Here is a 12951-nt window from a genome sequence, read left to right as displayed (position 1 = left end):
AAGTTGCTCTGGCCGGTCGCTACCGCAGGAATGTGGCGTCTCCGCGGTCATGGACGTTTTGCCGCAGCCGCCGCAAGCAAGCGCCAAGGCGCCCGGCCTTGTCGAGCGCGGGCGCCTTGGCGGTCCGGCTACTGGTTGGCGGGATCGGTCTCCGCATCGAAGGCCATGCGCACCGCCGTAAGCAGCACGAGAGCAGACGGCACAGCGAAAATCCCGCCAGGGACAAGTGCCCCTGTCGCCGAAAGGCCGAGCGTCTCCGTCAGCGCCCAGTAGACGGTTCCGATACAGATGAGCGCCTGGACGGAAAGGAAAATGGCGGCGCAGGCCGCGCGCGAAAGGCTCTTGAGTGTCTTGATACGTTGCATGGAAACAATCCGGAAATGACGCGCTACGCACCGCTGCGCGACCGAAGCCGCCGCGCGGATCGAGGCGCGAACAGGAAGTGGTTTGAGTGAAGGAGCGGTTGAAACCGCTCAGGCCGGAACCGATGGCGGCGCGCGCGGCTGATTGGCAGTCGCCCACGGTGTGCGGGCGTCCCTGTCGGCGGCGACGACCTCTGCCGGCGGAACCGAAACAAACCAGGAAAAGACGGTGTCCCGAGCCGGCAGGGCCGGATGGCCGCCGGCGAACTTAACCAGGGCCGGCCGGCCGGAACGAACTTCCAGCGCCTGCCCCTTGCCGGTGATGCGCAGCAGCGCCGCCGCTTCGCCGGACCGCTCCACGCCGGCGCTGGCGACACCGGAGGCTGCTCCGGCAAAGACGGGCACCTCCGCCCGGCCAAGCGACAGCATCGCCAGCAGCACAAGGCTCATCAGCAATGAGCAGGCCGCCTTCAACGGCGCTTCAGGCAATCTGGCGTGCTCGACGCTCATGAAATCTCCAAAAACCTCCCTCGCCCTACCGCACGGTCGACTGAAAGGGAAGGAACAAGGGCGTCAAGGACACCGGGGCGCGCCGAATATCCCTGCCGCTTGGTCGTGTCCGGGCAGTTCTTCCTTGAACCTTTTGCCCTCAAGTGCCAAATCTGGGGAGATTTTCACGCCGGCTCCCTTGCAGAGCCACACCGGCAAGACGGACACCAATGGTCACTTATCTCGACGCCGCCACGGCACCGCTCAGAAACACCGGCCAGATCCGCCTCTATGGCGAGGAAGGTTTTGCCGGCATGCGCAAGGCATGCGACCTCACGGCGCGCTGCCTCGACGAACTGGTGCCGATGGTTGCGCCCGGCGTCACCACCGACACCATAGATCGTTTCGTTTTCGAGTTCGGCATGGATCATGGCGCGCTGCCGGCGACTCTCAACTACCGCGGCTACACCAAGTCTTCCTGCACCTCGATCAATCATGTCGTCTGCCATGGCATCCCCGACAACAAGCCGCTGAAGGATGGCGACATCGTCAACATCGACGTCACCTACATCCTCGACGGCTGGCACGGCGATTCCTCGCGCATGTACCCTGTCGGCACCATAAAACGCGCGGCGGAACGCCTGCTCGAAGTCACCCACGAATGCCTGATGCGCGGCATTGCCGCGATCAGGCCCGGCGCCCGCACCGGCGCCATTGGCGCGGCCATCCAGAGCTATGCCGAGGGCGAGCGCTGCTCGGTGGTGCGCGACTTCTGCGGCCACGGCGTCGGCCAGTTGTTCCACGACGCGCCCAACATCCTGCATTATGGCTGCGCCAATGAGGGCGTCGAGATGCGGCCCGGCATGATCTTCACCGTCGAGCCGATGATCAACCTCGGCCGGCCGCATGTGAAAGTCCTGTCGGACGGCTGGACCGCGGTGACACGCGACCGCTCGCTGTCGGCGCAATACGAACACACGATCGGCGTGACTGACACCGGCTGCGAGATCTTCACGCTCTCCCCCAAAAAGCTCGACCGCCCCGGCCTGCCGGCCTAATGTTTCGTTCTCCCGGCGCTCGCAGTCGGGGAGCTGGGGGGCAGACGAGATGTCAGGTGACGACGACGAGCGCAGTTTCTTTGCAGAAAAGCCTGCGCAGCTTTCCGCGACCATGCACTCTCCTGGGACAGCCGGGCCTGCCGCGAAGACCAAGGGGATCGAGGAGAAGCCGCATTATCTCGGCCATCGCGACCGTTTGCGCGAACGCTTCGCCTCGGCAGGTCCCGACGCCCTGCCCGACTATGAGCTTCTGGAACTCCTGCTCTTCCGCCTGATCCCGCGCGCCGACACCAAGCCGGTCGCCAAGGCGCTGCTCTCCCGCTTCGGTACCCTGGCCGAGGTGCTTGGCGCGCCCGTCGGCCTCCTCCAGGAGGTCAAGGGCGTGGGCCCGGTGGTAGCGCTCGACCTGAAGGTCATTGCGGCGACGGCCCAGCGCATGGCGCGCAGCGAGGTCCATGGCCGCGAAATCCTCTCCTCTTGGCAGCAGCTTCTCGACTATTGCCGGTCAGCCATGGCCTTCGAGGCGCGCGAGCAGTTCCGCATCCTGTGATAAGTTATTGATATTGCTTGCCAGCGTCCCTTTAGATATTTGTGACGCGCGCCCAGAACAGGGATACCCAGACAGTGCAAATCATTGCAATCCGGCCGGAAACGGGCGGGCGAACGCTAGCGCGCTTCGACCTTCAGTTGGTCGGCGGCGTGCGGCTGTACAACCTGAAACTGATGGAGCGGCCAGACGGCTCGCGACGCGTCTTTGCGCCATCCGCTTTCGGCTCGGCCGCAGCGACTTTTCAAACTGAAGTAGCACAAGAAATCGTGCGCGCCGCTGGCGTCGCATTGGGAGAGAAGACTAGTGACCGCAGCGCAGCCTGAGTTCGACCCGTACGATTTTTCTTGGACTAACTTCAAACGCCTCGGCAAAGGCCCAACCCTACCGCTCCCGCCTGGCGAGACCATCAAGGCGGTGATGAAGAAACACCCGCTAGTGAAGCGTCAGATTTCTGAAAAAGTTCTGGAGCGCCGCGAGCGGTATGCAGCGGAGGCAGCAGCCGAGGCAGCAGAGGCCGCGGAAGCAGAAGCGGCTGCCGTGCCAAAGGCACCAACCAAAGCCCCGCCCACCAAGCCCATCCACGCGACCGCTTTCCAATTGCGCGACCCGGCCAGCCTGCCAGAGCGCGAGTGGCTGCATGGGCGCCATTATATCCGCAAGTATGCAACGGCATCCGTGGGATCTGGCGGCGGCGGGAAGACGGCTCACTCCATCAGTGAGGCCCTAGCTATGGCGACGGGACGGCCATTGCTTGATCCGGATGGTCCGCTCACAAAACCGCTTCGCGTCTGGTGGATAAATGCAGAGGATCCTCAAGACGAAATCGATCGCCGCTTCCATGCGGCGGCCAAGCACTTCAAGGTGACCGAAGGACAACTTGAGGGCCGTCTGTTCACTGACTCTGGCCGCGACCAGGAGTTCGTCATTGCGCGCACCGAAGGACGAGACCTGAAGATTGCCGAGCCCTTTGTTGCGTCGATGGTGGCAGAGATCAAACGGAGAGAAATCGACGTCGTTGTGGTCGATCCCTTCGTATCGACGCACGAGGCTCCGGAGAATGACAACTCCGCCATGCAACGCGTCACGGCGGCATGGGTACGCATTGCCGACGAAGCGAATTGCGGTGTTGAACTGGTCCACCACGTTGCGAAGAACCAAGGCGAGGTTACGGCCGACAGTGCTCGAGGTGGCGGCGCCTTCAAGGACAAGGTTCGGTCCATGCGCGTATTCAACGCAATGACTGCGACTGAGGCCGAAAAGAGTGGAGTTGACGACCCGCGCGCCTACTTCCGTCTCGACTTCGGCAAGGTCAACATGGTGGCTTCTGGCCGCAGCCAATGGCGACGCTTCGTCTCCGTACCTTTAGGTAACGGCGGCGCGTTCAGCGTGGGTGACGAGATCGGCGTGGTTGAGCCGTGGCGCTGGCCATCTTTAGATGTGCTTGCCGAGCAGCAAGCCGAGGCCAGGATGGCTGTCGTAGCCGAGGTGCCCGAAGATACGCTTGCCGGTCTGAAAGTCCGGCTCGGCGCTGCAGCCTACAAGGCCGACCCAAAGGGTAAGCCGTGGGCAGGCGACGTCGTCATGGAACTAACCGGAGTCGCCAACCGGAAAGAGGCCAAGGCCATGCTCGACGCTTGGGTCGAAATGGGCGAATTGGACGTTGTAGAGGAGTACGATGCCTCTGCCCGAAAAACTCGAAACTTCGTCAAACCGACGAGTGCGCCAAGGTAAAACGTGTTGGCGCAAACCCGTTGGCGCATCGTCGCAAATCACGGTGCGCCGACGACCTTATCCCTTGTGGATTGGTCGTCGCGCGCATGAGTGAGAGAAAAAACAGTGTTGGCGCAAATAACCCATCGGCGCAGGCTGTGGCGCGCGCCTAGCGGTGTCTTCTTCCGACGGCCAAATGGTTCCTGTTCGGCAAGAAAGGTTTTCAAGCGGGCGTGTTGGAAAACTGTGCATATTATGAAATGATGTTTGCACCAAAATAGGGGTCGTCATGATCAAGGAAACATGGTTGGCCTTGCTTGAGACGGAAGAAGGAAGAATATTCTTCCGTCGATGGGCAAAACTTGCTGCCTACCTTTTAGCTTTTGGTCTTATTTCTCTCCTCGCAGTTGTCGGTTACAGAGCATATAATGGCGCATCGGTCAAAGTGTGGGGTCTCGAAATAGGTCAAATCGAGAAGAGTGGGGACGTGAGCATCCATCGTAATTTTTCATTCAACTCAAAAGCAATTTACTCTACTACATGGAGTACCAACGATGCTTGCGTTCGCGACATTCACCAGGCTTTCATTGCGATGCAGGTTGTCGACAGAGAAACTGGCGGGACAATGGTTTGGGGAAAGACGCCCAACGGATGGATCATGGCAAGCTGCGCGGGAGAAGGCTTTGCAAGTGAGACACAGGGAGATGTCATCGCTTTTGGACACAACCCGACAGAAAACGATGCGGCGGTAGCTGACTTTTTGGCCGTCGTGAAAAACTCGTCCGTGAATCCTTGACCAACGTGAACAGCCGCCTTTTTATAGGCCATGCGCACTGCGGTGGAAAAAGTCGCTTCAAAAAACTACATTTAGTGTGTGGTGTCCAGTTCGACGCTATATCCTACAGAAGACCGGCGCCGCAGTGGCGCCGATGAAGACCGGCTCGCCGGAACCCGCACTCAGAGCGAACTTCACTGCATGAACACCTCACGAACGATCGCACTTGGCGACGGCACCGTTCAGATTCGCAAAATATCCTGGCAAGAGTTCTACCCGCATCAGCCAGACCTGAGGCCGGCGAATGACAATGATACTAGCGTAGCTCCCACGGAACCCGCCAAGGCTTCACTTCGACGCGTCCCTTCAGAATTGGGTTGTGTGGAAACTTCTCGGGCATCTGCTCCATTACCGCCCATACGGGGTCAGAGACAGCGAGAGGGCACTTATCCAGATCGAAGCTCTGACCGGGAACGCCAATATATAAGATGATCCCCCTTGCGATCAGAGTACCCGCATAGCCTCCGTCGTGATCAGCAGTAAAGGTCTTGAGCTTGTGTTTGAGTAAGTATCCAAGAATCTGCCGTTCCTTTTCTGAAAGAAAAGGCTCGTAATCTCTGAACGATTTCTCAGCCTTGAGCCTGGCTCGCCGCCTCAAGAAGATCTTCCAGAGCCCTTCGATACCACCCTGAGCGCTTGCTCCAATCACAGCGACGGTAAGGGCGACACTGAGGAAAAGAATCACCCACGCTACGAGAGTTGGCAGGGGATCCAAGGCCGGTAAAACACCGGTTTTACTGAGATAAAGGAACAACGCCGTCGCAATCGCGATCGTCGTCGTCTGCCACCCAGCAGTTTTTAGATACTCAAGAGCTTTTGAAAGTGCCGCTTCCATCATTGGTGACGTTATCATCGACTGACATCTCGCAATACTGGATGTGAAACTTATCCAAAACTAACCGTCCCGCGCATTGCGGAAACGGACTGCCCGGCCAAGCCGGTTTCTCGAGTTGGGATGACGACCCGATGACAAAGACCACCCGCAAGGAAATGCTCGTTGCTGCCGACACGATCTTGAAAGCCAATCCTCTAGAGAAGTCCAACGCTGCGCGAATCCGGTTCCGTGGTGGACGGCCTGCATGGAACTGGCTGGCAAAGCACGACGAGAGCGGCGCAGCTGCGTTGTGGCTTCTCGCTAGGGAACGTTTGCCAAAGGCTGCCAACGACAATTTACCCACCGAGGCCGGGTTGAATGTCGACCGCAGCCGCAAGGATGGCAAACCGCGCGGGAGGAATCCGGATCCTCGATCGTTGGAGGCGTACATGGCGCTGCCTAGCGTCAAGCCGCGACTTGGTGATGCTGAGCCGGAGCCTGCGAGAATGGGTAATTGGGATGGCGCTTCGCGCGGCGTAGTGATTAAGCCACAGCGGGGGGATTTCGAGTTCAGCCCCGACTGCCGCTTTGGTTTTTGCGGTTCAGCAATCGCGCCAGGCGCCATCTTCCTTGGTTCAATTGGCGGTCTTGGCCGACCAAAGCAAGGAAAGAGCCGCGGCGACACTCGCTTCGTGGATGCGGCAGATGCTGCTTTGCCGCCGGCCGCCGTCGACACAGTTATCGAGGTGATCCTGTCGGGTGGCAACGTTGCTGACGTAGGGAAGGCTTTCGGCGCGAGAGGCGGATACGCAGACCGGCGCGGGGGTGCAGAGCTGCTAGCGGCAGGCAGATGGGCAAAGCTGGCGGTGGCGAATGACAACCGTCGCGTGAGAGCAGCTTAGGGCTGTGTGCCAAATCGTGCCCCCGGAAACCCTTTAGGGCAACAGCAACGATCGGGGCGCTTCGGCGTTCCTTCCTGTTTGCGCATGACGCCTCGTCAACGTCTTGCGCAACCCGCCATCGCTGCAGTTCAGCGGGCGGGACCAATCGGCTCGTTCTCTTCGGCGAACGGGCCTTTTTTTGACCTTTGCATTTCCAACAACCAACGAATGGAGGTGGCCACGTGCCCACTCTGAATGCAGCCATGCTTGCGGTTGAGCGGCATATTGGCTTTCCCAAATCCCGTGCGCGGCAAGTCGCACAACGCCTTCAAGAGGCCGCAATTCTCCCTCGCGGTGCGCCTGGCATCGCGCCAGAACTTGAACCGCACAATGTTGTGTCGCTCATCATCGCACTGGCAGCAGACACGACACTGTGGCAAGCGCCAAGCACCGTAGCTAGTTACCGTGCCCTAACGCCGGCAGGCGTCGACCTCACTGGCGCTCCTGCCAGCATCGACACAGCAGGCGGCGCGCTCGACGTCATCGCGGACGTTGCTATCCACGGCGATGCCGATCATTGGCGGCGAGACAGCCTCTCGGTGGTCAGCGGCTGGCCGGAAATACTCATCGAAAATGCCACTACCGGTAAGGCGACGCGCTTCGTGCAGCCTGGTGCCGACGCGTCACACTGGCAGAGCCGAGGCCATCGGAAAAGCACGACAATCAACATCTCGGCATTTGTCGACTGTCTTCAAGATCTGTTCCAAAAGGACTAATCCATGCCGATTATAAACAAAGTGAAACCGCGCCCTGTCACCGACGTTCGGCCGCCGCGTGTCGAACCTAAAGCCTTGCCGGACGGAGCATATCGGGTGCCGACGCTGGAAGAATGCAGCGACGTCTATGCGGTCTTGAAGACCAAGAAGGCTGAAATAAACAGCGGAATGTCCGCGGCCGTTGCCGAGCGGCGCGGCCTTGAAAAGGCCATCGCTGCCGATACCAGCCGAGAAGTACGGCCAGCAATTGCTGAGCTGCTCGGTGATGCCCCGTCCGGCAAGGCTCTATCCCGCAAACGTGTTGCCGAACTCAAGCAGCTTGAAGGCGATCTTGAGGCGGCCCAGCGGATTGTTGACCAACGCATCAGCGACGCCCACACCGAGGCCAGCCGAGCCGCCTGCGCTGCCGTCCGGCCCGAATTCGCAAACCGCGTTGTCGCGATGGTGGAGGCGATGAAGGTTCTGGATGCAGCACACCAGTCTTTTGAAGATCTGTGCCGCGATCTGGAAGCGGAGGACATTCGATACGGCACTCTCGGCCAGATGAAGCCCTTTTTCCTCGGGGACGCCAAGGACGGTTCGGGCCGTATCGCGAACTACCTGAAGGAAGCGCGGGAGGCTGGCTATGCAATCTGAGCGCCTGAATGGTGAAACCCGTATCGAGCATGCGACCGAAGGCGGACGGCGACGTCCAATCCGCCGCATGGTTCGTTTGCCTGGCACCTCGCAGCACGCGGGCAACGATGAGAGCGCATCGCTGATAGCGAAGCGCATCCAGTTGGCGAAGATGGAGCGGCGAGCAAAGCGGAATGGCTGATCTTATTTCCGGCTACTGCGTGATGTTCAACTCAGAGACGGTCATTGCCGGTGAGTTTCGCGAGAGAATAGCGCCAACCGCCTTCGACAAAAGTTTGCGTGAACAGCCCGACGTGCTGGCTTTATGGAGTCATGACTATGATCGCCCGCTTGCGCGCACGTCTTCAGGTACGTTGGATTTGCGTCCCGATCGTATTGGTTTGTGGTTCGGACTAAACCCTGACGATACGACCCCCGACGGGCTGACGGCGATCGGCACGGTTCGTCGTCAAGACGTGAGAGGCTGCAGTTTCGGATTCACAGTGATGCGTGAAACCTGGGACGAAGGCGATGATACGCAGCTACCATTGCGCATTATCGAAGAAGCGATGCTGTGGGAGATCACACTGACTCCCATTCCTGCGTATCCCGAGACATCTGCTTCGCTATCACGTGCTTCCACCAACGCCACAGCAGCGGTGGAGCGCATCAGGCGCAGGGAAGCGGCACATCGGCTGAGAGGCATTCGGTAGCCCTCGCGCGCTTGCGCGCACGCGAGGGGAAAATCTGTAGTAGCAATAGCGCTGAGTTTGGCGGCCGGTCCTGCGGTCGGCCCCGCTGGGGATGTGATCACCCCCCCCTTGGGGGGGGGGTGTCGAAGGACTTGCAGCAATCGGTTTTGCCATACCGCGCACCCCCGAAAGCGCGCATTTTTCCAATTGAAAAGTTGAGGGTAAGCCCTTACTTTGGTGCGCATCACGATCGCACCAAAATTTTGGCTTGGCCTAATTTCGCCTATGTGAGTTTCACTTTTTAGGTGGACTTTTTAACCACTAGGCCCTATATCACAATTCAGTAGCAGACAGCGAGGCTTCCGGAAGGACGCTGTTACATGGGCACCCTACACGGGTCGGTACACCACGGTAAGGCTCACTCGCATGACTACCTAAAAGGCTCCGCAAGGGGCCTTTTCCTTTATTGTGGCACCTTGGCTTGGCTGTAATGGCATTTTTTCACCAGCTGAACGACATTGTATCGTCGTTTGATGTGCTCAAAATTCAAGAGTTTGGAATACCCGCTCTTTATCACCATCTCAACGTCAAGGCCATCAACTGAACTAGGGAATAGGTAGTAGACGGCTATCTGGTGGTCGCCGCTCTTAAGCGCACCATCCATGACCGCCATATTGCTTACTCGATTGCGGTCCTTCGATTCCCAAGTCAGCATATTTTCGGACAGCATGCGTTGGCAGAACGCTGGAAACCTAAGCGAATTCGAGTAACGGTCGGGGCAAAAAACTCTAGGTTTTCCGGCTTCATCGACTAAATGGAACTCTTCGTCCGTCTCGCGCCTTCGACTAAAAACATGTGATTGGTACGATACCCGCACGCGGATGTCTGCCCCATCTTTCCCTGCTGCGGACAGCGTGTGTCCAAACGGCAAAAGGTGCGAAAACTCGTAATCGCTCCCCTTAAATTTAAGCGTCGTAAAACTGGTGATTATGGTCAATTTCCCGTCCCCTAGGGCGGCGAGATGGATACTCACTTATTGGCGACTAGGTCAACGCCATCGAGGCGGCCTTTCATTAGGAACCCAACACCATGACCACCCAACGCGCCCCCGCGCGAACGCATGGCCACGTCTAAAAAGGAAAACACATGACCAATGCAATCATCGCCCGTGTAAACGGCGCGGACATGACCCTTTGCGTCCATCGTGAGGACTTGCCCTACTTTGAAGCCCGCTTCGGTGGGGCGTACGCGCTCTATAAGAGGATTGCGGCTGGCGGGTGGAAGGCCAGTGACCTCCTCGACATCCTGCGTTTTGCCAGCGGTCCGCGCCCGCACGGCGATCCTATGTTTGCCCATCTCGATGCTGCGTTTTTGAAACTTCGCGGTGGCGGCAAGGTCTGCACAATCGAAGCGGCCTTCCTGGCTAATGGCCCTGCCATCTATGCGCCGCTTGTCCTTCAGGTTCTAGCCGCAGCGCTGTTCCAGCTTAAGCCGGCTGAAATGACCTTCACCGACGAGGCTGTCGACGTTGGCGCGCGATAACGGCTTGGCCGACTTCCAACGACGCCTCGCCGCTATCCCTAAGGCTGTAAGGGCGGGCGTGAAGCCGGCGCTAGACACATCCGCCAATGAGTTGGTGACTGTGCAACGCGCATTGGCGCCACGCGACCACGGGACGCTACAGGCTAGCATACAGTGGGCGGACACTGGCGAGCTATCCCGCCAGGTAACAGCAGGCGGCGAGACTACGACCAGGCCCGCACGCGACGGCCAAGGCGAATATGACTATGCGCTTGGCGTCGAGTTTGGCACCCGGCAAACCCCAGCCCAACCGTATTTCTATTCTGGCTATCGCCTGGTCCGGAAACGCCTTCGCGCTCGTATCAAGCGCGCCATCTCCAAATCAGTGAAAGACTCTTATGGCCGGTGATGATCCACGCTTAATCGTAAATCTAGAGGCGCGCATTACCGCCTTCGAAAAATCCATGGCCAAAGCCAACAAGACGGCTGCGGCTAACATGTCGGCGATCGAGGGTCGCGCGTCGCAGATGACTTCCCGCCTCAACGCTTCGTTCGGCGGGATCAAGGGCAATGTTCTGGAGTTTTTCAAAGGTGTTGGGGCCGGCGCTATCGCTGCACTAGGCCCGATTGCGCTTGTCGACCAGGCGTTGAAGGCGATCGATAATGCCTCACACCTTGTGGATACAGCAGACCGCGTGGGCTTAACCACCAAGGCCCTGCAAGAGCTAACTTTCGGCTTCTCGCAGGCCAGCGTCGATGCTGAGACCTTCGAGTCCGCAATGGACAAATTCAGCAAGAACATTGCCGAAGCTGCAACAAGCGGCGGGCACCTTGCCGATATCCTGAAGGCCAACGGTGTCGCCATCCGCGACCAGAATGGACACATCAAAACGTCCGAACAGTTGCTCGGTTCTTATGCGGACCTGGTGAAGAACGCCGCGTCCGAACAAGAGAAAATGTTGCTGGTTACGGAGGCCTTTGGCCGAGGTGGTGCCGACATGCTTGTCGGTCTCAACGATGGCGCGCAAGGCATCCTGAACATGAAGAAAGCCGCCGCCGATGCAGGCGGTGTTATCGATGACGAGTTGCTGCGCCGTGCCGAAGAAATGGGTGATCGCTGGGACGCTGCCTGGCATCGGTTCGCGGTGTCGTCGCAGTCCGCCATCCTCACTGCGCTGGAAGGCATGGACGACCTTTCGAGCAGGATGCAGAAATTCCTTGTCCAGAGGCAGGCCGCGGAACTAGGCGACGTTGCCGGATCCTTGGTGGGCAAGCCTGGCGACGTGCTTACCGGGCCAGGCAAAGGCGGTAGGACCGTAGACCCCATCGACGCGCGCATAGCGGGCGCATTCGGTGGCGCCATCGCCAAGGCCGACGACGCCTTAGTCGCGCAATTGAAGGCTCGTTATGGCGATGCCGCGCATAAGGCGACTGTGATTCCGCCGACCAGCACGCCCAAGGCTGCCGGCGCAAAGTTCACGCCCAAGACCGCCAACGATCGGTTCGCCGAAGACCTCCAGACCGTTCGCGACCACACGGCGGCGCTTATGGAGGAACAGGCCGCATTGGGCTTGTCGTTCGAAGCGCAGACGAAGCGCAAGGTGTCTCTGGATCTCGAGCAAGAAGCGCTGAAAGAGGTTCGGGAAGAGGCCAGGCGTAAGGGCGATACTGACTGGCAGAACGCCCAGTTGTCCGCTGCCCAGGTCCAGGCCATCGATGACGTGTCGGACGCCTATGCAAAACAGGCGGACGAACTTCGCAAGGCCCAAGATATGCAAGACCTTCAGCGCGATGTGCTCAAGGGTGGCTTCGACGACCTTCGTTCCGCACTGGATGACGGCAAGCTGGACTGGACGGATTTCGCCAACGTGGCCACTAACGCACTTGAGCGTGTCACGGCCGATGTTTTCACACTGGATTTTGAAGGAATAGCAGCATGAGCGCTTTCATCGCGGCGGTTGGCGAACATTCCGCTATCCTGATCTCAGACGGCGCCTCGTACAATTACGATGGCGTTGTGGTGTCGATCGGCCCGAAAGTCACGATTGGGAAGGTGGCGCCAATTGCCGTCACTACGCGAGGCAGTCACTTAATCGGCCAGAAAGTTCAGCAGGCCATTTGCGAAACTGCCGACCGCTATGGCGTCGACTATGCGCTGGATAGCTTCGCCCGCGAATTTCCGACCCTGAAGGCGGCAGACGGTGCATGGATCCACGTGCACATCATTGCCTGGTCGCTCACTTGCGGACCTATCCAGTTGTCGGCGCACAACTGTCCGCAGGCGTTCAGCGACGGCCAAGAGCCGCTTACCGTGACCAGCCCGGGCGGGCACTACATCGCCGGCACGCCGGTCGATGAAGCTGGCTTGGCTGCGTCAGGGATGCGCGCCAGGCGCGATGGCGAGGACTTGGCGGACTATCTAGCAACCGAAGGCCCGAAGGTGATGGAAGCCATGCGACAGGCCCCAGCACGGCCCGTAGCGGGCGACGGATGGAGCGGGGACCAGTATCTTGTCGGCGGCCAATGCGACGTCTCCGTGGTGTCCATGTGGGGCGCTACCACCAAGACGGTGCGAACCTGGCCGGATGTTGTGGGGGAGAAGATCATACCGGCAAGCATGTTGCGAGCGGCTGCATAATGCCACAATA

17 protein-coding genes and 1 pseudogene are annotated in these 12951 nt (G+C 59.3%); 14 read left to right on the top strand and 4 right to left on the bottom strand.

The window, feature by feature from the left end; genetic code table 11:
- Positions 1-128 precede the first annotated feature (128 nt).
- Both LB547_RS02435 and LB547_RS02430 read right to left on the bottom strand, forming a co-directional pair.
- Complete coding sequence (locus LB547_RS02435) at positions 129-365, bottom strand: hypothetical protein (RefSeq protein ID WP_140521010.1); 237 nt, start codon at positions 363-365, stop codon at positions 129-131.
- Positions 366-473: 108 nt separating this feature from the next.
- Complete coding sequence (locus LB547_RS02430; protein WP_140521011.1) at positions 474-872, bottom strand: hypothetical protein; 399 nt, start codon at positions 870-872, stop codon at positions 474-476.
- A 209-nt stretch (positions 873-1081) separates the two neighbouring features.
- Here LB547_RS02430 and map point away from each other — a divergent pair, with 209 nt between their 5' ends.
- The 5 genes and pseudogenes from map (at position 1082) to LB547_RS02405 (ending at position 4965) form a co-directional block, all read left to right on the top strand.
- A complete protein-coding gene (gene map / locus LB547_RS02425; protein ID WP_140764209.1) occupies positions 1082-1909 on the top strand; it encodes a type I methionyl aminopeptidase in 828 nt (275 codons plus the stop codon).
- A 112-nt stretch (positions 1910-2021) separates the two neighbouring features.
- A pseudogene (locus LB547_RS02420) lies at positions 2022-2456 on the top strand (UPF0758 domain-containing protein); the annotation flags it as partial.
- A gap of 77 nt (positions 2457-2533) precedes the next feature.
- Positions 2534-2782, top strand: coding sequence for a hypothetical protein (locus tag LB547_RS02415; protein ID WP_140764206.1), 249 nt, complete (start codon positions 2534-2536; stop codon positions 2780-2782).
- Positions 2763-4190 carry an AAA family ATPase gene (locus LB547_RS02410; protein WP_140764203.1) on the top strand — a complete coding sequence of 476 codons (1428 nt, stop codon included), beginning with the start codon at positions 2763-2765 and terminating at the stop codon, positions 4188-4190. The genes LB547_RS02415 and LB547_RS02410 overlap by 20 nt, the downstream gene beginning before the upstream one ends.
- A 268-nt stretch (positions 4191-4458) precedes the next feature.
- Complete coding sequence (locus LB547_RS02405; protein WP_140764200.1) at positions 4459-4965, top strand: hypothetical protein; 507 nt, start codon at positions 4459-4461, stop codon at positions 4963-4965.
- A 295-nt stretch (positions 4966-5260) separates the two neighbouring features.
- Here LB547_RS02405 and LB547_RS02400 read toward each other — a convergent pair whose 3' ends face one another.
- Positions 5261-5842 (bottom strand): hypothetical protein, encoded by a 582-nt coding sequence (locus LB547_RS02400; RefSeq protein ID WP_140764197.1) that lies wholly within the window; start codon positions 5840-5842, stop codon positions 5261-5263.
- Positions 5843-5970: 128 nt separating this feature from the next.
- Here LB547_RS02400 and LB547_RS02395 point away from each other — a divergent pair, with 128 nt between their 5' ends.
- The 5 genes from LB547_RS02395 (at position 5971) to LB547_RS02375 (ending at position 8803) form a co-directional block, all read left to right on the top strand.
- Positions 5971-6720, top strand: a complete 750-nt coding sequence (locus LB547_RS02395; protein WP_140764194.1) for a hypothetical protein — start codon at positions 5971-5973, stop codon at positions 6718-6720.
- Positions 6721-6941: 221 nt separating this feature from the next.
- Positions 6942-7475 (top strand): hypothetical protein, encoded by a 534-nt coding sequence (locus tag LB547_RS02390; RefSeq protein WP_140764191.1) that lies wholly within the window; start codon positions 6942-6944, stop codon positions 7473-7475.
- Positions 7476-7571: 96 nt separating this feature from the next.
- Positions 7572-8111 carry a hypothetical protein gene (locus LB547_RS02385; RefSeq protein WP_140764188.1) on the top strand — a complete coding sequence of 180 codons (540 nt, stop codon included), beginning with the start codon at positions 7572-7574 and terminating at the stop codon, positions 8109-8111.
- The gene (locus tag LB547_RS02380) at positions 8101-8292 is read left to right on the top strand and encodes a hypothetical protein (RefSeq protein WP_140764185.1); all 192 of its coding nucleotides are present in this window, start codon (positions 8101-8103) and stop codon (positions 8290-8292) included. Before LB547_RS02385 ends, LB547_RS02380 begins: the two co-directional genes overlap by 11 nt.
- Positions 8285-8803, top strand: coding sequence for an HK97 family phage prohead protease (locus tag LB547_RS02375; RefSeq protein WP_140764181.1), 519 nt, complete (start codon positions 8285-8287; stop codon positions 8801-8803). The genes LB547_RS02380 and LB547_RS02375 overlap by 8 nt, the downstream gene beginning before the upstream one ends.
- A 442-nt stretch (positions 8804-9245) precedes the next feature.
- Here LB547_RS02375 and LB547_RS02370 read toward each other — a convergent pair whose 3' ends face one another.
- The gene (locus tag LB547_RS02370) at positions 9246-9779 is read right to left on the bottom strand and encodes a hypothetical protein (RefSeq protein WP_140764177.1); all 534 of its coding nucleotides are present in this window, start codon (positions 9777-9779) and stop codon (positions 9246-9248) included.
- A gap of 149 nt (positions 9780-9928) precedes the next feature.
- Here LB547_RS02370 and LB547_RS02365 point away from each other — a divergent pair, with 149 nt between their 5' ends.
- From LB547_RS02365 to LB547_RS02350, 4 genes are read left to right on the top strand one after another with little or no spacing between them, the layout of a single operon-like run.
- Positions 9929-10324: a gene transfer agent family protein gene (locus LB547_RS02365; protein WP_140764174.1), complete on the top strand. Its 396-nt coding sequence runs from the start codon at positions 9929-9931 to the stop codon at positions 10322-10324.
- Positions 10311-10712 carry an HK97 gp10 family phage protein gene (locus tag LB547_RS32600; RefSeq protein WP_181178051.1) on the top strand — a complete coding sequence of 134 codons (402 nt, stop codon included), beginning with the start codon at positions 10311-10313 and terminating at the stop codon, positions 10710-10712. The genes LB547_RS02365 and LB547_RS32600 overlap by 14 nt, the downstream gene beginning before the upstream one ends.
- On the top strand, positions 10702-12243 hold the full coding sequence (locus LB547_RS02355) for a hypothetical protein (protein ID WP_224655890.1): 1542 nt from the start codon (positions 10702-10704) through the stop codon (positions 12241-12243). Before LB547_RS32600 ends, LB547_RS02355 begins: the two co-directional genes overlap by 11 nt.
- The gene (locus LB547_RS02350; protein WP_140762855.1) at positions 12240-12941 is read left to right on the top strand and encodes a hypothetical protein; all 702 of its coding nucleotides are present in this window, start codon (positions 12240-12242) and stop codon (positions 12939-12941) included. Before LB547_RS02355 ends, LB547_RS02350 begins: the two co-directional genes overlap by 4 nt.
- The last annotated feature ends 10 nt before the right edge of the window (positions 12942-12951 follow it).

It is taken from the genome of Mesorhizobium sp. B264B1B (assembly GCF_020165765.1).
Taxonomy (GTDB): domain Bacteria; phylum Pseudomonadota; class Alphaproteobacteria; order Rhizobiales; family Rhizobiaceae; genus Mesorhizobium.
Note: the sequence above shows the minus strand (reverse complement) of the source record. Positions and strands in the feature narration are given on the sequence as shown.